The following is a 24,605-nucleotide window of genomic DNA, read 5'->3' on the forward strand; positions in this document are numbered from 1 at the left end:
CTGCTATCCGACTCCCTACAACGGCATTTGGTTTCCTTGCTTTTTATCGCTTGTACACCATACTCTTCTAAAAAAAAGAAAAGACCGGTAGGGTCTCCTGAGTTGCCATATCATATCAATGTATGACGTGCCAAGGTCTATGACTCCAGAGAGGTTTTATCATTCTTGCCTTTAACGAAAGATAAAATGTAGCTTTCTGCAGCGCTTAAAGCATCAGCCCTCTCGAACTACAATCATTATGGAGCTCAATCCCTTCAACCATTAGGCTTTCGGCCCGCCACCTCACTGTCTACGCTTAAAAACTAAAGTTACCTTTAGTCCTCCAAGACTCGTTACGAGCGAATGGCTAGTTTTTCTCGACGGGAATCCCACCCGTTATATGATACGACCTTGCTCAGCCGCACAAGCACCCGATTGTGGAAGATCATAAGTACATGTATTGTTAAACTAAACGCACTCGTAAGTTGAAGAAGGTTCATTTTATTCTTTTAAATTACCAGTAGTTTTTTTCAAAAAAATTATTTATTTCATCTTTATAATTAAATCTATTATTGAGCTTTTGTAATAATTCAATATCATGGGTATGAGTTTTTCCTGTCTCGAGCATTTCTCGATATAAGTTAATATAAGGAAGTTTATTACTGCTAGCGTTTTTTAATTCCTTTTCTACATCATAGGAAATTTTTTTAAATCTCACCTCAGCAATCCCTGTCTCGTCAATTTCAAGAATCCCATATTGAGCACGTAGGTCAGAACATAACTTGTCCCATCTGTAAAAAGGCTGTCCAATAGTTCCTGGGTTAATAATCAATTGATCATTGCTACTATAGCGTAACAATTGGTGATGGGTATGAGCATAAATCGCAATATCGTAATCATGCTCAAATAACTGATCAAAACTTTTCTGATTATTAGTAGGCCATAACTCTCCTCCATAATTTTTATTTTGTAGATTATGACTAATACTGATAGATAGATTATTAACTTGTTTTGTTAGGTGTACTGGTAAATTCTTAATAAGATTAATATGGTTTTTATCCAAATTTTCACACTGGTACTGAACTAACCTAGAAACATAGATATCAGTAGCGTTATCAAAATCAATCTTTTTATTGAGTACGTCAAGGAAGCTGTCTTCCCAGTTTCCTTTAACATAAGCAGTAACTTTAATACTATCTAATATTTCAAACAAATCATTTGCTCCGGGCCCGGGCATGATTAAATCTCCTAAAAACCAATAGTCAGTGACACTTTCTTTGACCGAATCTTCGACAACTGCTTTTAAAGCACTTGCATTTCCATGGACATCTGCTAGTAAAGCAATTTTATGTTTCATGTATTTTATTTTCCTCCCCATAAGATTGACAGTACAATCAAAATAGAACTCATATTCCTATTTTATCATTTTGTGAGATTTTGTGGGATTTGTTCAACTAAACTCCCTTTCGTTAAATAAACAAACAGCCTGCTATTGCAGCCCGGCTGTTCAAGTAATTCGCCCGATTATGGAACAACATTCATATTGGTATATTGAAGATAAGCTCCATTTTGTTTAATAATGGAATTATTTCAGATGTAATGTACAATTATAAAGATTGCAATTCCAATTACCTTCAATATTCTTAAGAATTGTAAGAGAAGTATTTTCAATATAAGTTGTTGGAAATCTTTCGGGTAGCAAATGCTGTAGTGTCAGACCAATTAAAGCCCCGTGGCTCACTACTAAAACCCTTTTACCTCTATATACACGATTTATTTCTTCTATAAATTTAATTCCTCTCTTTGCTACATCTTCAAATTTTTCCATACCAAGGTCTAAATCACTCCAGTTATTTCCCCATATTTGAACTCAATTCTTTAAGGGGTATAGCGTGAGGGTATTAAAAATGGATAGCAATTACTAATTACTATCCATTGAGTTTATTTTTTTTTGTGTGAAAGTTTTTTGTTCACATAAAACGTGACCAAAGCTACAACGATTAAAACTGGAATTGCATAAATCTGTCCAACAAACAATTTCCAACCTACCGTATTATAGCCTTCTGATGCAGGAATTAAGACTGCAATCACACAAACAATCAAATAGGCTAACAATGGCGGAATAATATTTCTCATTAGGCTCCACTCCTTTCTTTCATACTATTAAACAACTATTGAATACTTCATTTATATATTTTATTATAGCCCACTATTTTTACTACTCAAAAACAACAAAGTTTACGAAAACAGCCAAATTTTTTTATCGGACTACTTCCTCCATTTTTACCGAATAATATTTTTGATATTAGAGCCGCTATGAGACTACAGATGATGCTCATCTATTACATTTCAAATTTTTATCCTCATGGATTCTTCTCACATCATACTAAAAAAGTTTATATCCCTTTTTATAATTTCGAAGAAAGTTGCTCTTTACTATTAAAGTATAGGTACAATATTTTTTACAGAATTCTGCTTCATTCACAAACATTATCCATTGTAAATTTCATATCTCTTTAAAAAAAATATTCTTTCTGCTACTTCTAAAGAGCATATGCCTCCAGCCATTTTAAGTTCAGTAACATTTAAGTCTTCTTTCGGGCAATTTTTTCTTAGCAAGAATGATATTATTCTTCCTTTTTTGTATATATTGGTGATTTTATAAAAATGCATAATATAAATGCAATCACTATTAAAATGAAAGCAGACATAAAGCCATTATTAAGTCCCTTCAGCAATGATGATAAAGAAATGCCCTCATAATCATTTGAATATCTAGTAACTGTAGCTGACATAACCCCTACCATTATTGCAGCTCCAAGTGAAGCAAACACTTGACGAACAGTATTATTAATCGCAGATCCGTGACTTATTAAATCATTAGACAATGCATTTATCCCCGCTGTAGCTAAAGGCATCATTACAAATCCCATACCTAACATCCTTAATGAATAAAGACAAACAATCCACCAAGTAGCTGTATCCTTAGTAAGCAATAAGAAAGGGAATGTTGCTACAGCTAAAATAAACATGCCAATCATTGACATTTTCTTGACACCATACTTATCAAATAATTTCCCTGCAATTGGTGAGATAACACCTAAAACAAGTGCGCCAGGAAGTAATATTAGCCCTGATTGAAGTGCTGAAAATCCTTTTATTGATTGTGTATAAATAGGTAATAGAATTTCTGAACCAATCATTGTCATAAAAATAATAGCTACAATAATTGTAGACAAAGTAAAAGTTCTACTTTTAAATACTCTTAACTCCAAAAATGCTTGTGCTAATTTAAATTGACGACGGGAAAATAGTATTATTACTACAATACCTATTACGCAAGAAATCCATGTATTCATATTTTGCCACCCTTCATTTCCTGCAACACTTATCCCATAGAGAAGTGAACCCAAACCTAAGCTACTAAGCAAAATAGAGAAAAAATCAACCTTCGGCTTAGTTAAATTTATAATGTTTTTCATATAGAAGAATGCTAGCAACAAATTAAGCACAACAATTGGAAGAATTATATAAAATAAGTAACGCCAATTATAATAATCAACAATCCAACCTGATACAGTAGGAGCAATTGCAGGAGAAAACGCTATAACAATTCCTACTAACCCCATGGCTTCCCCTCGCCGTTCAGCTGGATATACTAAAAACATTAGCGTTTGCATTAAAGGAATCATTAATCCTGAACCAATAGCTTGAATGATACGCCCTACGAGAAGTGTGTTAAATGTCGTACTTAGTGCACAAATTACAGTACCTATTGCAAAACTAACCATTGCCGCAAAAAATAAGTTTCTATTGGTTATTGTATTTAACAAAAATGCAGAAGTAGGAATCATTATGCCACTGATTAACATAAATGTAGTGATAAGCCATTGTGCATTACTAGCACTGATATCTAAATCGCTCATAATTTTTGGTAAAGCGGTGACCAATAAGGTTTGATTAATAATGGTTAAAAATGTTCCAACCATTAAAACAAGTACAAATCCAGCTCGTTTAAAGTGATTTCCATTAATATCAACTGGTTGCGTTTGTATTTTTTCCATGTTTTTTTACATTCCTCTCACTCAAAATAAACCAATGTATATTTTTTTGTACTCAAGTTTATTTTTATGATAATATGGTATAATAAAGATGTCAATAATTTTTTGAGGAGATAACAATTTATGAGTAAAAAAGAGAAAATCATTGAAGTAGCAAAACAGTTGTTTCGAACAAAAGGCTATCATGAAACTGCAATCCAGGATATTTTGGAACAATCAAAAGTTTCCAAAGGTACATTTTATAATTACTTCTCTTCGAAATCACAATTAATTCTTTATATTATTCAAAAAGTTGATGCAAAAGTTGAAGAGCAGCAAAACATGTTGTTACAAGAAGGAAATCTTTATGATAAACAAATTTTTTATTCTCAGCTTCGAGTAAAACACTCCATTTATGGGACTGAGAAAATTTCAGAGTTATATAATATTTCTTTGGGGGAAAATGATGAGGGATTACAGAAATATATGGCGGAGAGCCATTATAAAGAGCTGAATTGGCTAGCAGAACGCTTAATAGAGGTTTATGGGAATGAAATAGTAGAAAGCGCGATGGATTTATCCACCCATTTTATTGGAGGATTAGGTTATCAATTTAGGTATTCTGATCAAATGAAGCTGAATATTAATAGTTCTGATATTTTAGATTACAATATTTTACGTTTAGAGAAAAACATTGAAATAACAAAGCGAACTAATCAAATTCTCTTTCCATATAAATCGCCTAATGCAGTTGACAATCAAGAAAAAGCTAAGAGTAAAATCCAAAGATTACTTAATAAAGTGATAAATGATTATGAATTTTCACAAGAAGAAAAAGAAATAATTAGTTTTATTTTGGATGAAACTCAAAACTCATATATAAGATGGGGTGTTTGTGAAGGAGCTATTCGTCAATTAAAAATACTATCTTCCTCTCAATCAAGTTATGAACACCTATTTAATGAAGTATTTAACATCATTAAAAAACAAAAAAATATATAACTCATTAAAAAAGTAAATGTCATATTTCGGTCAAAGTATCAACAAAGTTCTTTCACATAACTTTGTTGACATATTGAAATTAAAAGCTAATATTAATAAAATTATCCGAAAATTACACTATTACATTTTTCTTTTTTTACCTTACAATAATCATTCAACACTTCCAAAAGCGAGACTCCCTTTTACTTTGTTCATCATTGAATATGATATTTTATGTATTGTATATGAATACAATTACCTCTCCACGATGTTGTAGAGAGGTAATTGTATGAATTTCCCACGATAGATTCAGCTATAGGTTCTGTGAAGCAGAACTAATAGTGGATTTGACTTTTCTCCACATTCGAGAATAAACTCGGGCCCATCTCCCAGACCATCTACCAATTGTAACCACAGCGTAACAACTGATCCGCACAATAGGCACGCAACTCATCTTCTATATAGTCCTCCTTTGTATGATACAACCGAATCAACTCACTGCTGTCCAACTCACGCAACCACATAATAAATGCCTTCCTACCTTCCCTACTCATTGTCCATTGCCTCCCATACATTAACCGAAAACCCTACAGCGGTTTATCCTAGTCGAATCCCGATCGTTTTTCCTTGGGTTGTATTTACATATTATGAAATGTAATATTAGGCAAAAGCTCTAATCTTTTTTTAAATGAGCATAAATATTCAAATTTCAATGGATTTTGATTGTTCATTTATATATCCACCTTTTTGACTTGGTTTTCATTCTATTGAAGAGAGTAGACCTATTTCAGGATAATTATTTGCTTTTTCCAAGATAAGACCACTTCCTTTTTCTAAGAGGAACTCATCAAAAAAGGCTAAGCTAAGTTCGTTAATAATTTTGTGTACTTTTCGAATGTCCTCACCTTTATTACACAGAAGAGGCGAGAATAGATGGAAGTCTGTGTAGCTCATATGAGATGTGTTGGAAATAACCATTGTAAATCCTTTACCCTTCGAGGCATTTTCCCGTCTTTCCTGACTTTCTTTCCAAAACGATTCATAGGAAGATCGTGATCTCCCACTAAGTGAAATGGCAGCATCTAAGGAAGCGTCAAAAATGGACTTATCGATACTTTTTTCTGCATTCATTTGCATGTAAGGTTTTGAAAATCCAACTGTTGGGATTGGTTCCCCATACAAGACTCCATCCATGTTCAAGGCTACTTTAATACGTGAATCTTTTAACAACATTTGGGCAGCTGCAGCACCACCATAAGAGTGACCAAACATGCCTATTTTCTCCATATTTAACTTACCATTAAGAAAAAACCCCATATCTTTGTCACTGTTCCACTCTTCTAATGTATCTAAGACAAACGATACGTCTTCTGTCCAAATTTTCATGTGCTGATCAAGACTTTCGAAGCCTGATAAATTATTTGGTTCCAACAAGACCTCTTTACCATTTGGAAATACTGTAGCTGCAGCATCGAAAACGTGATCAATCCCAACGACAATATAGCCGTGGCTTACAAGTTCCTCTATTTGAAAGGTATTTTGCTTCCGAAAACCTGTCATTCCATGAGAAAAAATAAGTATTGGAAAATTGTTATTATCGTTGGAAATCCCCAAATTTTTTTGAGCATGAGCTTTAACAAGATTTAGATGACTTAAAGTCCAAGCCGGAAATGAGAGTGCACGTTCAATTCCAGCTGTTATTGCCTTTACTTCTTCAATATACGGCTCAGATTGAAGGGAATTTGCTTCTTTACTTGGGTACCAAATTTGGATCATTAGTTCTCTATGTTTACCTTTATCTGAAGAACGCACTTCTTTCCTATTCTTATCAATTATGTGATAAGATTTGGTACCTATAAAGTATTCCCCTGTTGGTTTTTCAAATGAAAAGATAGGAAATAGAAGAGGTAATCCTACCATAACAACAATGTAAACAATTGAAAAACTACTTATCCCCCACTTCCAATACTTTTTTTTGCTTTTGGTAATAGCAAAAAGCAAATTTGTTAAAGTTAAAATTAATGGTGCGATATACCCCAAAAGCATTTGCCATCGATATCCTTCAATAATTATTTGCAGAGCCACAATAAGATAAAGTATAGCGAGGCCTATTATAATCGCATTTCGCTTTTCATTTTTGAATAAAAACATGCTTAAGAGTAAAACGATAGAAAAGAAAATAACTAAAATTTCTAAAATCCTCAAAATAAACTCCCCTTTTCTCTTAGTAGGTAAATTTCGATGGGGACATTTCTTCCTACTAATTTACTTTCAAAAAAATCTCCTTCAAAGCAACAATTCATGAGGGGAACCATCATTAAACCTTGATGTTGGTTTCCATAGTCAGTAAAAATGAATCGAATAATTATTGGTCACAAGGATTTTAAATTAAATAAAGAAAAATTCAGTAGTCGATACCAGGCAACTAAGAAAAGTTGTACATAAGTAGGGATGTGACAAAATTGTTAGTTCGGTTTAAAACAGCCATGATAGCCCCCATCATTAAGACACTAATATAACAGCCTTTTTAAATAACTACCTGTTAATAAATGTGTTAAATGAACTTTTGTTTATTTTTTTGAACATGAGTACAAAAGGAGTTTAACTAATAAGCAGTTCTTTGTCAACAAGATAATTAACAAAATATGTTTTGTCCTTGTATAAAAAAATGGTTGTCTCGTCAATAATATTTGATACTTAATAGGCCTAGTGACAGGGTTACTGCTCCAGACCGCAAAGATGAAATGGTGTTACAAAAATACTGTTTTTTTTGGTAAAGGTGTGCATTAACATGGTAATAAGTTACTCGGCAAAACGGGTTCGTTTTCCCCAATCAGTCTGAAACAGGCTTATAAAAAATAGAAGATGACACGTCTTGCACCCAGGATCAAGTCCCGTGGGGCTACATTCCATCCCGACTGCCGTTATAATAAGAACCTATAAAAAAGGTTAGCCAGTGATATGGTATGCTCCCCTTATAGTAGACACATTTAAAAAGGCGCATTAATCTGTCTACTAGGAGGGGGGATTTTTTATGGAGAAAAAAGCAGAGGCTTATGATATATCGTTTAAGAAAAAAGCGGTGGATTTATATCATCAAAAGAAGAATTATTCAGCTGTTTCCAGAGAATTAAACATTCATCGAAAAAACATACAACGGTGGGTTAAACAGTTTAATGTAGATGGAATTGTTGGTCTTAGAGAGAAACGCGGAAGAAAAAGTGGGTCTGATAAAGTCTCTTCATCTACTATTGAAAATCCTCAAAAGAAAATCAAGCGATTAGAAGCTGAGAACGAACTATTAAAAAAGCTTTTAAAGATGTGAAAGGGGGACTTGATTTAGAACCTAGTATTCTATTTCAAATCATTGATGATTTATCAAATCATTCTATACAGCTGCTCTGCCATCAAAGACCTATATAATAACGAAGTTGTTGCGTACCAAATTAGTAGACGCAATGATTATAAACTAGTCTTGGATACTCTAAAAAAAGCCATAAAAGGAAAGAATGTAAAGGGAATCCTTCTCCATAGTGATCAAGGATACCAATACACGTCCCATAACTATAATCAGCTACTTACAAGAAATAAAATGAAAGCTAGTATGTCTAGAAAGGGCAACTGTTGGGATAACGCTAGTATGGAAAATTTCTTTAGTCATTTAAAAACAGAATGTTTTAACCTGCATTCTTTTAAAACTTCACAAGAGGTTAGAAGGGCTATTAAAGACTACATTCTCTTTTATAACCACGAAAGGTTTCAAAACAAGCTAAACAGCCTGACTCCTATCGAATATAGAAGTCAGGCTGTTTAACTGCGCTTATTTTTTGTGTCAACTTGACAGGGGTCAGATCAGGCAGCAGAATTACGCCCTTAACAGATTCAAATTTATTGCACTTTATCGTCGTTTTCGTATTCACACAATATCATTTTTCTTCATTTGAAGAAAAACTCGTATATAATTACGGTCATCCTTTGTGGTTTGTATTCATTTCACACTGAATGAGTTCTACTGCTTCTTCAAACATCTCCCTATCATTTCTATTTAGTCCTTCTAATAATAGTGCCACGTTATCAGCTGTCAGGAAAAAAGAGAGCTTTTCGTCCTTATGTTGAACGTTTTCTTCCTCTCTCAGTTCCATCACTTTTTTAGTAAATGTTTCCCCACACTCTTCCAACAAATATAAATATTCATAATCAGGGTCACCAATCTTCATGTCACCAAAGTCGATGATTCCAGTTATTTCTTGCCTCTTTAGATCAAATAATAAATGGTCCATCGATAAATCAGCATGAAGGAGCTTAGGTGAATATCTGAAATGGTTTTTATCTTCTAGGTATGTTTCGAATCGAAAAGCAATATATGTTTGCATATCTTGATTGATTTTAGTAAAGGCTTTTTTCTTCACCTCATTGAAATTCTCTAAGTAATATTGATAGAAATTCGTTTCAGGTATATTTAAGTTTTTCGCCTGTTCAACACAGAATGAACTGATTTGATCCATAAACTCGGCGATTTGATGGGCGATTTTGTCCTTTGTTTCTGATGGTAATGAGCAAAATAGTTGTTCATCCATAGGCACTCCTGGCAATAATCTGTAGCCGACAAAGGGATAACCATTATCTTGTTTCCCACAATAAATAAATTCCGGTATTTTTAGAGAAATATGTTTTTTTAGGCTTGGTAACGCCTTTATTTCTTTTTCTGTATCAATAGATCCGTCTTTTTCCTTTGGAAATCGAAATACTATCTCATGATTGATCAGATAGGCACGACTCATCCAGCCCTCACCAAGTGGCATTATATGATTAATTTTCAAGTTCTTAAAATTACACATAATCATTTTTTTAACCCACTCAAACTCAGCATACTCGATACTGTTATCCATCTAAATTAGTCTCCTTTACTCGTATGGGCACTTCTACTTTCAATAAAATCCAACCTTTAATTCATCAAAACAAAATCCATGAAATATGATTTTTTATCTCTTAATATCTTGAAAAAAGTATTTCTCTCCAATCAGAAAACTATTACAAATATCCAAATTCTACACCTTTACTCAACATCCTGCTATTTAGCTTAATAACATATATATAATGGGTTTATTCAACAATCTGGCCCTTTAATAAAAAAGACGCGTTCCTAAATAAACGCGCCCGTTTGCTTAAATATGGACTATAACAAAAATGAATTATTTACCCTCAGCCTATCTACATTGCATCCATCATTTATACATAAACAGAAAAAGACCACACAATTAATAACATACTTGCTAATCCCCACACCGTGGCTCCTACTATCCACCAAACAACGGGTTTAGTTGATGTCTGTTTGCCTTCCATACCGTCCTTGTTTTCTATTGCTAAAGCAACTCTTTCCTCCATGCTTTTTTTCATTGACATAAGGACAAAAAGTCCTACTACGATAAAACCAACCGTTATCCAAAGTAACAAATTCATTTTAACACCCCATTTCTTATAGGTTACTTTCTACCCCAGTTTTTCTAAATTATGTTGTAATTGAAACTTAGTCTTTTATTCCGTTAAATGGCCCTTTTCATGAACAAAGGCGCTTTCCTATTTCAGAAGTCGAGTAGAATGGAGCCTTTTTACCTTACGGTAAATTGTGCTCCAGACCCTCACAGAACCGTGCTTGCACTATTAATGCACACGGCTCCTCCTAGTCATCATTCACAGAATGTAGCTAATCTCTTTTCTTAAATTGTATATATTCACTTTAATTTTTGGTGAAGGTAGTGGATATTTATCAAGAAATAGTCTGAATTTGTCCCATGTAAAGGATTTCCTTTGACTTCTTCTATTGAGCCATTTAAACAGTAGTTCCTCAATTTTGCACTTGAAGTTGCTGACATTTAGGCTATTATCAGTGATGCAATAATAGTTGTAATAACCGATAAGCGAGCGTCGAAATCTATCCATGATTATATGGATATTCTTATTTCTATTCTTCTTCATCCATTCTTTAGATTCTTTTAATTTATTTTGGACTTTTTTTCTACTCGATTTCCGTTTCACCCAAAATTTCCCTTGTTTACTTTCCCCGCAATAGTGTGTAAAGCCTAAGAAATCAAAGGTCGCTGGTTTACTATTCCCCTTTTGTTTTGCATATTTCTCCGCAAACCGTCCAAAGGGAATAATTTTGGTTTTATCCTCAGCAATTTCCAAATTAAATTTCTTTAATCTAAGTTTTAATGATTGGAAGAACTCCTGAGCTTCGCTCTGATATTGAAAACAGCACACAAAATCATCTGCATACCTTACTATATATGCCTGTCCGTTGCATTGTTTCTTGACCTTTTTCTCAAACCATAGGTCGAGAATATAATGGAGATACACATTGGCTAATATCGGAGATATGACACCACCTTGCGGTGTGCCATTGTCTGTTTTGTATTTCTTTCCTTCCTCCATATATCCACCTTTAAGAAACCTGCCAATTATTCTTAGTAAGTTAGGGTCTGCAATTCGCAGTTTTAAGAACTCCATCATCCATTTGTGGTCAACGTTGTCAAAGAATCCTTTAATATCAACATCTACTACATAATTTACTGATCTCTTTTCAATATAGAAGTTCAGTATTTTCAAAGCATCATGGCAACAACGGTTTGGACGAAACCCAAAGGAACAGTCTAGAAAATCATTTTCGTAGATGGTGTTTAGTATCTTGGTAATGCCTTTTTGAACAATCTTGTCTTCGTGTTCCGGTATTCCTAATGGTCTTTTCTTGTTTGAATTGAGCTTTGGAATATACATTCTCCTGACTGGAACAGGACGATAACTTTTGCTTTTAAGTCTACTTACTAACACCTCTATATTTTCTTCTAAATTTTCACCGTACTGCTCCTTAGTTGTACCGTTAATCCCTGTTGCTTTCCTATTGGGTAGTTCATGATGACATTGAGCTAGTGCTTGCTTGTTTAATAGATGTGCAAGAGATGTAAACTTTATTTTAGGATCAGACTTTGCTAATTCTGCTATCCTTAGTAGTTTTGTTTCCATTTAAAATACCTACCTCTGTGTGTAGTAAATGTGTCTCTAGTAAGGGTGATAATTAGGTAGCAGCCTTTCCTCCATCGGCATTACCCAACTTCATTGGTACTACGCTGCTATCCGACTCCCTACAACGGCATTTGGTTTCCTTGCTTTTTATCGCTTGTACACCATACTCTTCTAAAAAAAAAGAAAAGACCGGTAGGGTCTCCTGAGTTGCCGTATCATATCAATGTATGACGTGCTAAGGTCTATGACTCCAGAGAGGTTTTATCATTCTTGCCTTTAACGAAAGATAAAATGTAGCTTTCTGCAGCGCTTAAAGCATCAGCCCTCTCGAACTACAATCATTATGGAGCTCAATCCCTTCAACCATTAGGCTTTCGGCCCGCCACCTCACTGTCTACGCTTAAAAACTAAAGTTACCTTTAGTCCTCCAAGACTCGTTACGAGCGAATGGCTAGTTCTTACTCGACGGGAATCCCACCCGTTATATGATACGACCTTGCTCAGCCGCACAAGCGCCCGATTGTCGAAGATCAAGATAATGATTATGATTTGCTACCTTATCCTTGTTTAACTAAACCACTCTTTACATTAAGTAAATTTCTGCATAAAAAAACAACATCAAGAATCCAAACAAAAAAAGGAGTAGCAACTACCCCTTTTCTTAAACCCTTTTACAAAAATATTAATTTCTAGGATCTACATAATCCGGATAATCAGTGATGATCGCGTCAACCTTCATATCGAATAGAAAGTCTGCTGCTTCTTGACTTCGTACCGTCCATGATCCAATTTGCATACCAAGAGAGTGAACTTGATTCACTAATTCTTCTGTCACAATTCCATAGCTTGGGTTAAACCAATCCGCATAGGTTGAAAATTCTTGTAAAGCTTCCGTTGTTGTATCTTTAAGGTTAGAAGTTAATACACCGATTGGAACTTTAGGAAGAAGCTGGTCCATTTTTTTCATCGATTCAAAGTTAAAAGATTGAATAATGATTTTTTCATTTTGCGGTTTATCGAGATTTCGTTCTTTTAATGCTTCTGCCACTTGTTTTTCAATACCAGGGTAAAGCTCTGGGGCTTTTAATTCTATTAAAATTCCAACTTTTCCATGGTAACGATCAAGAATCTCTTCAAATGTTGGAATTGGTTCTCCTGCAAATTGTTCCCCTTTCCAACTACCTGCATCAAGACTTCTAAGCTGTTCAAATGTTAAATCCCCTACTTTTCCCGTTCCATCTGTTGTACGATCTACTGTTGTATCATGGATTACTACTATTTCACCATCTTTACTTCTTTGAACATCGATTTCAATATAATCGGCTTTCATCTCAACCGCTAGATCAAAACCAGCAATTGTATTTTCAGGTGCGTACCCTGTTGCACCACGGTGTGCTACATTATCCACTTGCTTTCTTTCGCCCACTGTTGGTTCTTCTGCAAACGCCTGACTGAATGGACTGAATAACAACGAAAAAGCCACCCCAGTACCAATTAATAATTTTTTGCTCATTTTCTCCATCTCCTATCTAAAAAATATGTATTCAAATATATTCTAGGAAAGGAATGTTGAACCAGTATGTAGATATATTTATAGCTTAATAAAGATTGTGTTAACAAAATCCGATCTTTTTCCTTACGTTTTTTTACAAATCTACTAATGGAATTTATAGAATAGAAATACTCTACTACACCATTTTACTCAATAATAGTACATGTGATATAAAACATCATGACAAATTCATGTATAAAAGCTTCTCAATTGAGTGAAGCTTTTTCCTCTTAAGCAGTAATTATTTTCATCAAATAAGATTATTTTATCAGGAACAGCCAAATCAAAAGAAGAAATTTGTGTCACTTATATCGTAGATAATATTCAACCTAATTTTTCATTATGATTTTCTATCTCGATTTCCCTGGCTGCTTGATACCGACCTTTATGGTATGCTTGGACATTTTGTTCCTCTGAAGGTTTTGGACCTGAGTGTAACCCAAAGTATTATTTATCATACATGAAACTGGCCCTTAAATGGAAAATGAGCACTACACTTATTCTGATCTGACCCGAATGGCTAAACAAAACTTTCCAGGACTTATGGCGGCAGTTGAATCCAATAAACCAACTCTAGCACCAAACCCATTTGCAATTTCAATGCTTGAGTATATAAATAAAAATCACGGATTTATGAAAGCTATGTTTGGTCCAAAAGGAAATTTAACTTTTCAATCAAGAATAAAGGACTTCTTGTGGAAAACAATATTTAAGGAGAGGCCAAATTCAATTATTAGGGAAGAAGATTTATTTAGCATCTTATATTGCATCTGCCCATATCAGGGCGATTTAGTAGTGGTTAGAATGTGGCAGGAAAGAGTCTCCTCAAGACATGGCTCGTATACTATCGACCATTACAGTAAAATGATCCCCTCTTTGCAGCTGCTTTGAAAAGTAAGTAAGTCAGAATAAAGGACAACACCATAAAAATAGGAATTGTCCTTTTTTAATAATATTTTTTCAACCTAAACTTACCCAATAATAATATTTAAACATTCAACTCATTAAAAAGCATTTAAAAAATCATTAACGTTTTGGCTTATTTCCTCAGAATGAGACCAATGTAGATAGTGATGTCCCTCTAGGACAATGAGCTTATTAGAAGGTACATGGCTTAATTGCGTCCGATAAAAAGATAAAATGGTTTTCCCATCTTCCGTCACTTTGTCATCTTTCTCAGTAAATATCATAACAGGGATCTCTGGAGGAAATGACATTTCAATCGTTTTTTCGATATTATGATTCATTTCATTAACTTCATCAACTATATTTTTGTTACCTAATTTCCAGGCAGAAATACTTTTAGTTATCTTTAAATTTTCATCAGAATAAATCCCTTTATTCGCATTTGGAAGGTACTCATCTGGATTCATATATACTGCTAACCTTGCAATTCCAGTGGGGGCTAACATGCTCAAATATTGAGGCATGGTTGGGACAGATTCGTTAAAATACTCCACCACTTGAGGCAAAGTGCAATCAATTCCTATGATGGCTTTAATTTCATTAGGGTATTTATTGGCATAATACATACTGTAAATGCCAGAAACGGAGTGGGGCATTAATATGTATGGTCCTTCTATATTGGCTTTATTAAGTGCTTCTCTTATTTCCTCTACGATGTTTTCAACTGTTCGTTCCTTATTGGTGGTATCACTCCATCCGTATCCGAAAGTCTCTACCACTACTATTCTATTATTCTTCGCCATTTCATTCATTAAAGGTTCATAATCCAATGCAGGTGCTGCGGTACCGGCGCCACTTAATAAGACTATGGTGTTTTTACCTTCCCCCTTTGTATATACATGCATTTTCTCACCGTCCACCTCAACTAATTGACCTAACGGAAGATATTTATTTTGTTCATATGCAATTATAATCTGATTAAATATAATCCAAATACAAAATATCGCTGTAACAATTAATAAAACATTTCTTATAAAAAGCCAAAATCTTACCTTTTTCCATGTTCTCACTATTTCCGCCTCTTTCTGTAATAAGCAGTAATATCAGATATACCGTTTTTTTTCAATAACTATTTAACATTTTATATCTCTTTTTTAAAATCTTATTTAAGGAAAGTTTAATTATGGTTTAAGTTTATCCTGGAGCCTTTCGGACCTGCATTAAACTTAGACCAACATTTGAAAATGTTATCCAACAATCTGACACTAAAATAAAAATAGGCACTTATCCTTGTTCAAGGATAGTGCCCTATAATAGATCTATTCGGTTCTCCAATTTTTGTTACAATCATACGATCTTGGTCTTGTAAAGTGGGTTCCACTGAAGAAGATCAACTACAATGTGTGTAAAAAAAAGCTCGAATAATAAAAGCTATTATTATCGCAATAAGAAGTGCCTTACCCACTCCCAAATCCCATTTTTTACTTTTATCGTTTTCCTGTCTCAAGCATTTCTCGTTATAAGTCAATATAAGCAAGTTTATTACTAATAGCGTTTTTTAATTTCTTTTTTACACCATAGGAAAATTTTTTAAATCTCACTTCAGCAATCCCCGTCTCATCAATTTCAAGAATTGCATATTGAGCTCGAAGGTCAGAACGTAACTTTTCTTTCTTTCGCTTATTCTGCAGAAATATGAATTGAAGAATAAGTTGTTTTGGTATGAGTAATACTTAAATTAGAAAATTCAGTTTTAAGAGGAGATTTTAAATGAATACAAAACATACTGTAGGTTTATCATCAACAGAAATTGCAGGATTATGGGCTACTTATTTAAACGATAGCTTGTCAATCTGTCTCTCTAAGCATTTCCTGCAACAGTCTAACAATGAAGAAGTTAAACCCATAATTAAACTAACATTAGATATATCACAAAAACATATTGATGAAATCAAGAATATTTTTGAAAAGGAGAATTTCCCTATTCCTAACGGATTTTCCGATGAAGACATTGATCTTTCAGCTCCACCTTTGTTTTTTGATTTATTTCCTGTAAGCTACGTTTACGGGATGAGCCGTATGGGTTTAATGACCTATAGTATGCTAATTTCTAATGTTGCCCGCGAAGATATTCGCTCCTTCTTCTCTAAGTGTTTAACTTCCACATTGGATCTTTATAATACATCAGTAAATCTAATGCTTTCTAAAGGGATATACGATCGCCCAACAATGATTCCTTATCCCGACAAAGTTGAATTCGTTAAAAAGAAAGAAACATTTTTATCCAAGTGGTTCGAAAAGAAACGCCCTTTAAATGTTCTTGAACTATCTGAAATATTTTTTAACATTGAAAGGAATTATTTTGCTTTAGTCTTACTCACCGGATTTATTCAAGTTGTAAAGGATAAACAAATAAAAAAATTTTTGATAAAAGGAAAAGAATTAGCTCAAAAGCAAATCCATTTCCTTAACCATACTTTAATCAAGGAAGATCTGCTTGGAACTATAATGGTTAATTCAGAAGTATCAACTTCTACGGTATCTCCTTTTTCAAAAAAGCTCATCATGAACCTTGTAACTATACTCAATACGCAAGGAATAACCTATATTGGTCATGCATTAGCTACATCAGCACGTATAGACCTTGCTACTGAATATTCAAAACTAATTCCTGAAATATTGCAGTATGGGAAGGAGGGCACCGAAATTTTAATAGAAAGGGGATGGATGGAAGAACCACCACATGCTCCGAATAGGAAGGAATTGGCAGAAAGTTAGGTATAAATTAAATCAAGGGTCTCAACGATCACTTGATTTAATTTATTTGAAGCAAAATTTCCCGTTGAACAGGCTTTATCAAGAGAAATCAGTCCTTTTTCCATTCTCCTTCTTTAATTAGTAGACTTCCGATTCAAGTCTGTTTAACCAGTTATGAACTAATGCATTAAATACATCAGTTTGTTCGATTTGTAGGTTGTGACCAGCCATATCAAGAACTAAGCTTCATAATGGTTTATCGTCGATTCTTTTCGTTAATGTACTCATAAGTCTGTCATGGTTAACCTTGTCAAAGAACTTTTCCAGGTCCATATCTACTACCCATCTGTAACCTTCTTTGATATTCTTTTGCTTTCCACATCGCATCATGACTACTTCGATTTGGCCGAAAACCATAACTATGTGCGGGAACATTGGGTCATATATCTTCGATAACACTTGGGCGATTGCTTGTTGTATCAAACGGTCTGTCACGGCTGGAATACCTAGTAACCGAACACCGCCATCAGGTTTCGGAATTTCGACTCTACGGACAGGCTTTGTACGGGCATCTCATCCACACCATGGCTTCCTTTATTCTTTTCTACTCGCTTTAATGCTAGAAGCTATTCTCCCGTGACAGGATTTGATTCAAAAGCATTGTTATTCTTCCTTCCGTGAATAGCTTATCTTCTTATGCAAAGATCACTCCTCCCTCCAAGAGATCCCCCACGGGATTCACCATTTCCTTTCTCAAGTAAGGTACTACGTTTTCCACGTTTGCAGTAGAAGGAAACTATATTTTTTTAGCGATACAAAACATTTCAGCAAAATCATTTACAATAGTTTTGGCAGGATTATTTTTTAAATCGTATCTCATTCTTTCTAATCCTTCCTCATAGTCCTTATCATTAATTAAAGTAAGTACGGAAATACTCTATTTTCAGCGTAACTGAGGTAATCCATTACCCTTATATTTTCCATCCTATACTCAACCTTTAGAATTACTTCTAAGCCTCTTGAGTTAAGCTCACTAAAGATAACCTCCTTCTGCCAATATCTCTTTAAATCTTCAAAATAAGCAGTTGGAAAGTAGTGATAAACCCACCATTTAGGCATATTATGAATTGCGATATTATGTAATTTATAGATACCGCCTTTATTTAAAACACGATAAATCTCATTTAATGCTTGTCCTTTATCGCTATAATGATGGAAGGCATAGTTATTTGAAATAAAATCAAAAGTCTCTGAAACATAAGGCATATCCACTACATCAGCTTTAACAAATTTTACATTTTGCACCTTTTCATTAGCCTTATTCAACATTTGTTCTGATAAGTCCAGTCCATACCACTTTATGTTGAGTTCTTCAAAATAATTTATTTGTTTTGCCAAGAAAAGACCTGTTCCGCAGGATAAATCTAATACATGATATTCAGATTTACTATTGTTTTCAATGTATTCCTTTAAATCGTAATCGAATCTCATTGCTTCTGTATTGGTTTTTATCATACTTTTCAGCGATTTTGGTGTAATTAGTTGTTTTCATATTCGTCTCCCTTACCCTATTTCATGAATATTCAAACTTTACTTTACCATAAGTTACTAATGCCATCTTCAATTAAACTGCCACGTTAATTTAAGTTCATTTCTTACATTCCCAACTAATATTAACATAAATATCCAGTTCATTTTAAAGGTGTTATTCAACAATCTGGCCCTTTAATTGAGTAACATGCTAGGGAATTCTGAGCATCTACAAAAGTAAAAAAGTGAATTCTGTATAATTAATACAATATTTTGATCCATATTTTTTATAAACGATCATACTTAATTATGACAAGCTTTTTTACAATGCCACAATCCACAATAAGATCACTTAGTTCAACCAAAAAAGTTCTAGTTGATCTTTTTAAATGGTTAGCTCAATAAGAAAAATGGATGGCTGTCATAATTCCTTTCTTCAACATTACCTTCAAGAGAAAAGTGTGCACGAATGTGTGCACAGACTTAATTTTTTTATTTTATCTAGATTGTCCTAGATTTCTTTTAGTAGCCATCAAACCCTTGATATACAAGACTTAATTAATCTACATTTATCTCATTTAACCCAGTTTATTTACTTGAATCCCGCTGACAGCGTAGAGGTCAGGGGTTCGAGTCCCCTATGTTCCACATACGAAAAACCCTTGTGTATTGAGCTGACCCGCGAATATGGGACTTTAAAAAAACACCTATGCTACCTGTCGTCCGTATTCGATTGGAGCCAGGTAGTTTAATTTTGCCTGTATTCGTTTTTCGTTATAGTAACACATATATTGATTCACAATCTCTATTACTTTAATATTAGTGTTAGAAGATCTTCTATGGTCTTTGAATCCTTCCGACTTTAGCGAGGAGTGAAAGGATTCGATTACGGCGTTATCATGGCAGTTTCCTTTGCGAGACATGCTTGTGATAATGCCTTTTTCTTTTGCGAAATTTTGATAAGCATAGGAGGTATATACCGATCCTTGATCACTATGCAAAAGGACATTTTTTGGTCGACGTTTATTTAATGCCTCTTTTAACGTACTTAACACAAAGTTTCTTTCTGTCAATTTAATAATCCTGCTCGTTGGCTGATGAAGAAAACAAATCCTATCTTGTACAAACTTAAATATTGTATTAATAATCTGATATAGTTTATACTTATTTCTAATAAATTACCTTATTAAGTAAAGAAAGGAGTATCCCAGATCATATGAAGAAAAAGTCGCTAAGCTCTTTATCAATTGGATATGGGTACTCAACTGCTGTTTTTTTCTAGAAGTCATTTTAAGGGGTGAAGTGTGTCCAAAAATGACTTTGAGGTACACAGCAGTAATACAAAATAGTGAGGTAATTAAATGAACGTTGAAAAAATTATTAGAAACAATCCTGTTGGGATTCCTGAACCAGTTGGGAAATATACTCATATCACCAAAATACCAAGAAATGCAGAACTTTATGTGACATCTGGTCAAATAGGAATTGACAAAAATGGTTTAATTCCAGATGATATGAACGAACAAATTGGGAATACTTTTGAAAATATACAAAAAGTATTACAATCTGATAATTTATCTCCTGATAATATTATCAAGGTTAATATTTGGGCTACTGAAAATATTGATTGGCAATATTTTGATTCTAAGTGGGAAAAATTATTTGGAACCAATTATCCTGCAATGACAATTGGTTATATTGTAAAATTAGGGTTACCAGAAATAAAGATAGAAATCGAAATTTGGGCTGCTAAAATTTAAAATAATACACTTCACCTAAACCTACGCATTTACTCCGTTTATGCGTAGGTTTTATTAATTCACATAAACTGATCTGTCATTTTGTTTCGCTAAATACTCGGAATGTGACAACCCTAACCAAACTTTAAATAATATTTTTGGGTTCTTTATAGGTTTAACTAATCTCTTTCTCAATGACCATATTTATGGTCCGATACGATTTACAGTAAACGACGCAGATCTATATCGAGCACTACCAGCCTCAGATACGGCCCTTATAAACACCGTTTCTCCTGCAATTAAATTTGTTTGAACTGTCCTTCCTATCGTGGTATTCATAATAATATCTCCTTGTATGTTGCTAATAAAGGTATCGAATCTGGATCCTACAATCATTCCTGTAGAACTGCCTTCAATCCAGAATCCAACGGATTCTCCGGATTCTAGCAATACAGTGATGTCCGCGCTAATTTCATAAACACCATTTATTTGGATAGCAATAGTATTCGTTGCGGGATCTGGCACTGTATTTAAACTAGGTCCAGCAGGTGGATCAAACTCTATTAGTCCACCAAACATAACTTCTCTAATTGTAATATCCCCATACAATGAACCGAATGCAGGAGTAACTCCTGGGCCTTGAATACCTTGAGGACCTTGAATACCTTGAGGTCCCGGTGGACCTGGAGGACCAATTAATCTTGGCAGCTTTGGCGGTTTTGAACCCGGACTAAGTGGACAGCAACCCTGAAAAGGTTGGTTATTATTATCCATTGAAAATCACCTCATAAAATTTTAATCTTATAAATATATTATGTTTGTGAGTATGGCTGGGATTGGACAACTGTTAAACTTGTACAACTAACTACCTTTTCCTGATTCTGCCATTTCACTTCACAGTTTTCGTCTAATGGTAGGATAAGCGCCCAGCGCCTTGTCATATTGCTATGATAGGTTTCCAAACGCTCTCCTCCGAACCGTACGTACACCTCTCGATGTATACGGCTCTCCATTTGTCAATCTAGTCTTCCAGCGTGTAAGTCTACATGGCACTCTTTACACAGTGTCATGGTTTTTCTTCTTCTCGCTATCATATTTTGCTCCCATAACTTTTTGCCTTTAAGGTCTTTTATTTTCCTCACATGGTGAACTTCGATGGGTACGTTCTCAGCTCCGCACCATTCACATTTATTCGCAAGTAGGCGCTCTACTAAGCTAGTCCTTCCACCGAACAGTCTAACAATGAAGNTGAACTCTGTATTTACTAGCCATTTTACCTACCGATGACTTATATTTCTGAGCCATTGTTCTAAGAAAGCTAAATTTCATTACATAATAATAGCTATGAAGATTGCTAACATTGAAAGCCATTCTGTAATAATTATATAGTCCTTCAATTTCGCTGTTGTACGTACTGATTATTTCAATATCTTCAAGATTACTTAAGTAGGTACGGTGTATTGGCTTCCAGATATGTCCGAAGGACACTCTAAGCGCACCTAGAGATAATAATTTGTTAATCCATTTCTCTCTAGGTAGACTGAGATAGCATTTACCTTTTGCAGATTTGCGAGTAATTTTCTGTCCCTTGAAAGTACCTCCTTTGAGGGATTCATCCTGCGAAATCATGATGTCATATCCTAAGAAACGTGCTTTCTTCTTGTTATGGGTAATTAGGGTTTTCTCTTGTGATAGCTCTAAGTTAAGCTTTTCCTTTAGATATCTTGTTAGGTCTTCCTTAACCTTTTCGGCGTCCTGTTTACTTCCTATAATTCCTATAAGGAAATCATCGGCATATCTTACGTACTGTATTCTTCGGAAATTAGGGTCATTCTGAACCGTTCTCCGCATAGTACCTCGTAAGTTGTACAGGTTTTTGATTTCCTGTTTGTAATTAAACCTATTTTCTTCCGTAAGATTTTGCCATTCGTTGTGAAGTGTTTTCTTGAGTTCATGTATTTTTTTGCTTATTTTCATGTACTCCTTATTAGCTGCTCTTTTGGTTCCTTTATCGAAGGAAGCTTTATATTCCTCGATATAAATGTCCAATTCGTTTAAATAGATATTAGATAATATTGGGCTGATTATCCCACCTTGTGGGGTTCCACTGTATGTTTGGTGAAATTTCCAATCCTCAAGATAGCCAGCTTTTAAGAACTTCCATATTAGATTAATAAACTTTTCGTCCTTTATTCTTTTGCGAAGAATGTTTATTAAAATATGGTGGTCAATATTATCAAAGAATCCTTTGATGTCACCTTCTACAAACCACTTTGTATGTGTTAAAGTATTTTTACATTGTAGAAGTGCTGTGTGACAGCTTCTTCTTGGTCTAAATCCATGTGAATTGGGTGAAAAAGCAGGTTCATATATCTCTTCCAATAAGTTTCTAACTACCTCTTGAACAAGCTTATCTTCAAAAGACGGAATTCCTAGAGGTCTTTTTCCTCCGTTACTCTTGGGAATATACACACGTTTTGCAGGCACTGGACTATAGGTTTGATTTCTTAGGCTCTCGATAATACGTTCAATTCTTTCAATGCTCATACCATCAACTGTCTTTCCATCAGAACCAGCAGTCATATTCCCTGTTTTGGCATATATTTTCCCATAAGCTTTGAGAAAAAATTCAGGATTGTATAGATTCCTATACAAGCGTTCAAATTGATATCCTTTTATTTTCGCTTTGGAAGATAGAGTGTTTAACACTAATATCGGATTTCTCATAATGCCTCCCGCATTGACCCATTTTCGTATCAAACTCGACAAACTGTTTCCCTTCGCCATGTAATAGGCTTTCCCTATCTCAGACTACTACGGAAACTCCGTTACCCTATTGGATATTCAGATACAACTATCATAGCCTCAAAAGGCTTTCCAACTTAGGTAATCCCCATTTAGACAGATAAAAACATAGCTTATTGTAATGTCGGAAGTGACTTTCGTCTGTTTCTACTGATGGTAGATGGAAGAATATGATTCACTTGGTTTGGTGCAGTGTTCCAACACCTCCCCCATATTCTCATGAAGTTTCAGATTCCATTCTTCATGCGCAAGCATCATCGTCCTTAGACTATCATTCAAGCAGTATAGCTTTCTTCCTTATTTACATATTTCATCTAGCCATTCAGTCGTGACGTAGAATCTCGCCAACTTATGGCATTATTCACCATGCTACACTCCCCGTCTGGTTTCCCTTTCGGATAAGATGATTGATGATAGGTATAGATTGTGAATTTTAACCTACGCTGTTGCCACACAGCGAATTCTTATCTGCCCTTATGGGCGCACAACACTTTGCTTATTTAATTTCTCGAAACCTATCCGATATATTAAAAAGAGGTGAATATTTTGGATATTGCAGCATTATCAATTGGAATGAATCAAGCTACACTTAAACAAAATGTTAGCATTGCTCTGACAAAAAAAGTCATGGAGTCTACGGAGCAAAATAGTGCTGAATTAATTAAAATGTTAGAAGCATCTCATCCGACTTTAGGTAAGTCAATTGACTTAAAAGCTTAAGATTAGAAAATGCATTCAACTAAGAGTGCATTTTCTTTTTTTTGAAACATCTTAATTCAAGAGTTGATTAACTCCGGATTTTCGTAAATGTTTCCGATGACTTCCATATCACGATTAGCAACAACCCAACCATCTTTATCTTCACTGCTGCTCAATCGTTCTAATTTGTTATAACCGTGGTAATTATATGGAACGGTAAATCCTGCATACCATTTCCCAAAAACCACTTGACCGATTGCATAGAACTCCCCGATTTCTCTGTCTTTAAACTTCTTTTTGATTATATCCCCCTCATAAATCTCCTTGCCGTTCTTGTCTCTTAGGCCTGAGTACTGCCTTAAAATCACATCGCCATATTTACCATCTAAAGAAAAGTGGCACCAGTCCCCCTGTTGACCGTCAAAATTCCCTACCACTGTATTGTCATTAAAATTAATTCAAATAGGATTAAAGTGTTCGCCAGTCGGCTTATAGATTGCATCAAATTTTATCTCACGCACGTTCATTCCTCCTAACTACTGTGTCGATTAATACACTTTATTGTCTGATTTTTACGAAATATTCACCCTGATTTAT

Annotated in this window: 24 protein-coding genes and 4 pseudogenes; 7 read left to right on the plus strand and 21 right to left on the minus strand. The window is 34.4% G+C overall.

Annotated features, from left to right (window positions below; genetic code table 11):
- Positions 1 to 493: 493 nt before the first annotated feature.
- The 4 genes from AN957_RS22110 to AN957_RS22125 form a co-directional block, all read right to left on the minus strand.
- Entirely contained in the window at positions 494 to 1,336 is an 843-nt protein-coding gene (locus AN957_RS22110; protein WP_053474557.1) for a metallophosphoesterase family protein, read from the minus strand.
- 228 nt (positions 1,337 to 1,564) lie between these two features.
- Complete coding sequence (locus AN957_RS22115; protein WP_281176538.1) at positions 1,565 to 1,843, minus strand: histidine phosphatase family protein; 279 nt, start codon at positions 1,841 to 1,843, stop codon at positions 1,565 to 1,567.
- 77 nt (positions 1,844 to 1,920) lie between these two features.
- On the minus strand, positions 1,921 to 2,115 hold the full coding sequence (locus tag AN957_RS22120; RefSeq protein WP_053474555.1) for a DUF4017 family protein: 195 nt from the start codon (positions 2,113 to 2,115) through the stop codon (positions 1,921 to 1,923).
- Between the two features lie 491 nt (positions 2,116 to 2,606).
- Positions 2,607 to 4,043 (minus strand): MDR family MFS transporter, encoded by a 1,437-nt coding sequence (locus tag AN957_RS22125; RefSeq protein ID WP_053474554.1) that lies wholly within the window; start codon positions 4,041 to 4,043, stop codon positions 2,607 to 2,609.
- Positions 4,044 to 4,163: 120 nt separating this feature from the next.
- Here AN957_RS22125 and AN957_RS22130 point away from each other — a divergent pair, with 120 nt between their 5' ends.
- Positions 4,164 to 5,021 carry a TetR/AcrR family transcriptional regulator gene (locus tag AN957_RS22130; RefSeq protein WP_053474553.1) on the plus strand — a complete coding sequence of 286 codons (858 nt, stop codon included), beginning with the start codon at positions 4,164 to 4,166 and terminating at the stop codon, positions 5,019 to 5,021.
- Positions 5,022 to 5,398: 377 nt separating this feature from the next.
- Here the strand turns inward: AN957_RS22130 and AN957_RS27875 are convergent, their stop codons facing one another.
- Together AN957_RS27875 and AN957_RS22135 are read right to left on the minus strand one after the other, a co-directional pair.
- Positions 5,399 to 5,554 (minus strand): hypothetical protein, encoded by a 156-nt coding sequence (locus tag AN957_RS27875; protein WP_156319077.1) that lies wholly within the window; start codon positions 5,552 to 5,554, stop codon positions 5,399 to 5,401.
- A 205-nt stretch (positions 5,555 to 5,759) separates the two neighbouring features.
- Positions 5,760 to 7,205, minus strand: a complete 1,446-nt coding sequence (locus tag AN957_RS22135; protein ID WP_053474552.1) for an alpha/beta hydrolase — start codon at positions 7,203 to 7,205, stop codon at positions 5,760 to 5,762.
- A gap of 829 nt (positions 7,206 to 8,034) precedes the next feature.
- Here AN957_RS22135 and AN957_RS22140 point away from each other — a divergent pair.
- Positions 8,035 to 8,325, plus strand: a complete 291-nt coding sequence (locus AN957_RS22140; protein WP_053474551.1) for a helix-turn-helix domain-containing protein — start codon at positions 8,035 to 8,037, stop codon at positions 8,323 to 8,325.
- Positions 8,326 to 8,370: 45 nt separating this feature from the next.
- Positions 8,371 to 8,814 carry an IS3 family transposase gene (locus AN957_RS29230; RefSeq protein WP_156341157.1) on the plus strand — a complete coding sequence of 148 codons (444 nt, stop codon included), beginning with the start codon at positions 8,371 to 8,373 and terminating at the stop codon, positions 8,812 to 8,814.
- Positions 8,815 to 8,968: 154 nt separating this feature from the next.
- Here AN957_RS29230 and AN957_RS22150 read toward each other — a convergent pair whose 3' ends face one another.
- The 4 genes from AN957_RS22150 to AN957_RS22165 all read right to left on the minus strand — a co-directional run bounded on the left by AN957_RS22150 (position 8,969) and on the right by AN957_RS22165 (position 13,533).
- Positions 8,969 to 9,889 carry a phosphotransferase family protein gene (locus AN957_RS22150; RefSeq protein ID WP_053478227.1) on the minus strand — a complete coding sequence of 307 codons (921 nt, stop codon included), beginning with the start codon at positions 9,887 to 9,889 and terminating at the stop codon, positions 8,969 to 8,971.
- A gap of 340 nt (positions 9,890 to 10,229) precedes the next feature.
- Complete coding sequence (locus AN957_RS22155; protein WP_053478226.1) at positions 10,230 to 10,460, minus strand: hypothetical protein; 231 nt, start codon at positions 10,458 to 10,460, stop codon at positions 10,230 to 10,232.
- 231 nt (positions 10,461 to 10,691) lie between these two features.
- Entirely contained in the window at positions 10,692 to 12,020 is a 1,329-nt protein-coding gene (ltrA, locus tag AN957_RS22160) for a group II intron reverse transcriptase/maturase (protein ID WP_056686089.1), read from the minus strand.
- 682 nt (positions 12,021 to 12,702) lie between these two features.
- Positions 12,703 to 13,533, minus strand: a complete 831-nt coding sequence (locus tag AN957_RS22165) for a glycerophosphodiester phosphodiesterase (RefSeq protein WP_053474550.1) — start codon at positions 13,531 to 13,533, stop codon at positions 12,703 to 12,705.
- 516 nt (positions 13,534 to 14,049) lie between these two features.
- Here AN957_RS22165 and AN957_RS22170 point away from each other — a divergent pair.
- Positions 14,050 to 14,463, plus strand: coding sequence for a TetR-like C-terminal domain-containing protein (locus AN957_RS22170; protein ID WP_053474549.1), 414 nt, complete (start codon positions 14,050 to 14,052; stop codon positions 14,461 to 14,463).
- Between the two features lie 113 nt (positions 14,464 to 14,576).
- Here the strand turns inward: AN957_RS22170 and AN957_RS22175 are convergent, their stop codons facing one another.
- On the minus strand, positions 14,577 to 15,548 hold the full coding sequence (locus AN957_RS22175; protein WP_425388927.1) for an alpha/beta fold hydrolase: 972 nt from the start codon (positions 15,546 to 15,548) through the stop codon (positions 14,577 to 14,579).
- Positions 15,549 to 15,995: 447 nt separating this feature from the next.
- Positions 15,996 to 16,154 (minus strand): annotated as a pseudogene (locus AN957_RS28660) (metallophosphoesterase family protein); the annotation flags it as partial.
- Positions 16,155 to 16,248: 94 nt separating this feature from the next.
- Here AN957_RS28660 and AN957_RS22180 point away from each other — a divergent pair.
- Positions 16,249 to 17,256, plus strand: a complete 1,008-nt coding sequence (locus AN957_RS22180; RefSeq protein WP_053474548.1) for a DUF3231 family protein — start codon at positions 16,249 to 16,251, stop codon at positions 17,254 to 17,256.
- A gap of 117 nt (positions 17,257 to 17,373) precedes the next feature.
- Here AN957_RS22180 and AN957_RS28665 read toward each other — a convergent pair.
- The 4 genes and pseudogenes from AN957_RS28665 to AN957_RS22195 form a co-directional block, all read right to left on the minus strand.
- Positions 17,374 to 17,475 (minus strand): annotated as a pseudogene (locus AN957_RS28665) (alpha/beta fold hydrolase); the annotation flags it as partial.
- Positions 17,476 to 17,481: 6 nt separating this feature from the next.
- A complete protein-coding gene (locus tag AN957_RS28670) occupies positions 17,482 to 17,730 on the minus strand; it encodes a reverse transcriptase domain-containing protein (protein WP_053474547.1) in 249 nt (82 codons plus the stop codon).
- Between the two features lie 420 nt (positions 17,731 to 18,150).
- The gene (locus AN957_RS22190) at positions 18,151 to 18,750 is read right to left on the minus strand and encodes a class I SAM-dependent methyltransferase (RefSeq protein WP_231690013.1); all 600 of its coding nucleotides are present in this window, start codon (positions 18,748 to 18,750) and stop codon (positions 18,151 to 18,153) included.
- Between the two features lie 722 nt (positions 18,751 to 19,472).
- On the minus strand, positions 19,473 to 19,838 hold the full coding sequence (locus AN957_RS22195; RefSeq protein WP_053474546.1) for a DDE-type integrase/transposase/recombinase: 366 nt from the start codon (positions 19,836 to 19,838) through the stop codon (positions 19,473 to 19,475).
- A gap of 288 nt (positions 19,839 to 20,126) precedes the next feature.
- On the opposite strand from AN957_RS22195, the gene AN957_RS22200 reads away from it, so the two are divergent.
- Positions 20,127 to 20,525 (plus strand): RidA family protein, encoded by a 399-nt coding sequence (locus AN957_RS22200; RefSeq protein ID WP_053474545.1) that lies wholly within the window; start codon positions 20,127 to 20,129, stop codon positions 20,523 to 20,525.
- A gap of 183 nt (positions 20,526 to 20,708) precedes the next feature.
- Here AN957_RS22200 and AN957_RS22205 read toward each other — a convergent pair whose 3' ends face one another.
- The 4 genes and pseudogenes from AN957_RS22205 to AN957_RS22210 form a co-directional block, all read right to left on the minus strand.
- Positions 20,709 to 21,278: a hypothetical protein gene (locus AN957_RS22205; protein ID WP_053474544.1), complete on the minus strand. Its 570-nt coding sequence runs from the start codon at positions 21,276 to 21,278 to the stop codon at positions 20,709 to 20,711.
- A 38-nt stretch (positions 21,279 to 21,316) separates the two neighbouring features.
- The gene (locus AN957_RS28315; RefSeq protein WP_156341158.1) at positions 21,317 to 21,466 is read right to left on the minus strand and encodes a hypothetical protein; all 150 of its coding nucleotides are present in this window, start codon (positions 21,464 to 21,466) and stop codon (positions 21,317 to 21,319) included.
- Between the two features lie 54 nt (positions 21,467 to 21,520).
- Positions 21,521 to 21,752: pseudogene (locus AN957_RS28675) on the minus strand (HNH endonuclease); the annotation flags it as partial.
- Position 21,753: 1 nt separating this feature from the next.
- Positions 21,754 to 23,231: pseudogene (locus tag AN957_RS22210) on the minus strand (reverse transcriptase domain-containing protein); the annotation flags it as partial.
- A 615-nt stretch (positions 23,232 to 23,846) separates the two neighbouring features.
- Between AN957_RS22210 and AN957_RS27135 the strand changes: the two are divergent.
- Positions 23,847 to 24,029 (plus strand): YjfB family protein, encoded by a 183-nt coding sequence (locus tag AN957_RS27135; RefSeq protein ID WP_379999526.1) that lies wholly within the window; start codon positions 23,847 to 23,849, stop codon positions 24,027 to 24,029.
- 56 nt (positions 24,030 to 24,085) lie between these two features.
- Here the strand turns inward: AN957_RS27135 and AN957_RS22215 are convergent, their stop codons facing one another.
- The gene (locus AN957_RS22215; protein WP_172797668.1) at positions 24,086 to 24,376 is read right to left on the minus strand and encodes a YopX family protein; all 291 of its coding nucleotides are present in this window, start codon (positions 24,374 to 24,376) and stop codon (positions 24,086 to 24,088) included.
- Positions 24,377 to 24,605 lie beyond the last annotated feature (229 nt).

The sequence above is a fragment of the Cytobacillus solani genome (genome assembly GCF_001420595.1).
Taxonomy (GTDB): Bacteria; Bacillota; Bacilli; order Bacillales; family Cytobacillaceae; genus Cytobacillus; species Cytobacillus solani.

Bases quoted from the DNA above. Each gene is read 5' to 3' on its own strand.
- AN957_RS29230 (WP_156341157.1), top strand. From the start codon at position 8,371: ATGATTTATCAAATCATTCTATACAGCTGCTCTGCCATCAAAGACCTA.
- AN957_RS27875 (WP_156319077.1), bottom strand. From the start codon at position 5,554: ATGAGTAGGGAAGGTAGGAAGGCATTTATTATGTGGTTGCGTGAGTTG.
- AN957_RS22170 (WP_053474549.1), top strand. From the start codon at position 14,050: ATGGAAAATGAGCACTACACTTATTCTGATCTGACCCGAATGGCTAAA.
- AN957_RS22155 (WP_053478226.1), bottom strand. From the start codon at position 10,460: ATGAATTTGTTACTTTGGATAACGGTTGGTTTTATCGTAGTAGGACTT.
- AN957_RS22205 (WP_053474544.1), bottom strand. From the start codon at position 21,278: ATGGATAATAATAACCAACCTTTTCAGGGTTGCTGTCCACTTAGTCCG.
- AN957_RS22110 (WP_053474557.1), bottom strand. From the start codon at position 1,336: ATGAAACATAAAATTGCTTTACTAGCAGATGTCCATGGAAATGCAAGT.
- AN957_RS22200 (WP_053474545.1), top strand. From the start codon at position 20,127: ATGAACGTTGAAAAAATTATTAGAAACAATCCTGTTGGGATTCCTGAA.
- AN957_RS22190 (WP_231690013.1), bottom strand. From the start codon at position 18,750: ATGATAAAAACCAATACAGAAGCAATGAGATTCGATTACGATTTAAAG.
- AN957_RS22150 (WP_053478227.1), bottom strand. From the start codon at position 9,889: ATGGATAACAGTATCGAGTATGCTGAGTTTGAGTGGGTTAAAAAAATG.
- AN957_RS22120 (WP_053474555.1), bottom strand. From the start codon at position 2,115: ATGAGAAATATTATTCCGCCATTGTTAGCCTATTTGATTGTTTGTGTG.
- ltrA (WP_056686089.1), bottom strand. From the start codon at position 12,020: ATGGAAACAAAACTACTAAGGATAGCAGAATTAGCAAAGTCTGATCCT.
- AN957_RS22130 (WP_053474553.1), top strand. From the start codon at position 4,164: ATGAGTAAAAAAGAGAAAATCATTGAAGTAGCAAAACAGTTGTTTCGA.
- AN957_RS22125 (WP_053474554.1), bottom strand. From the start codon at position 4,043: ATGGAAAAAATACAAACGCAACCAGTTGATATTAATGGAAATCACTTT.
- AN957_RS22180 (WP_053474548.1), top strand. From the start codon at position 16,249: ATGAATACAAAACATACTGTAGGTTTATCATCAACAGAAATTGCAGGA.
- AN957_RS22140 (WP_053474551.1), top strand. From the start codon at position 8,035: ATGGAGAAAAAAGCAGAGGCTTATGATATATCGTTTAAGAAAAAAGCG.
- AN957_RS22165 (WP_053474550.1), bottom strand. From the start codon at position 13,533: ATGAGCAAAAAATTATTAATTGGTACTGGGGTGGCTTTTTCGTTGTTA.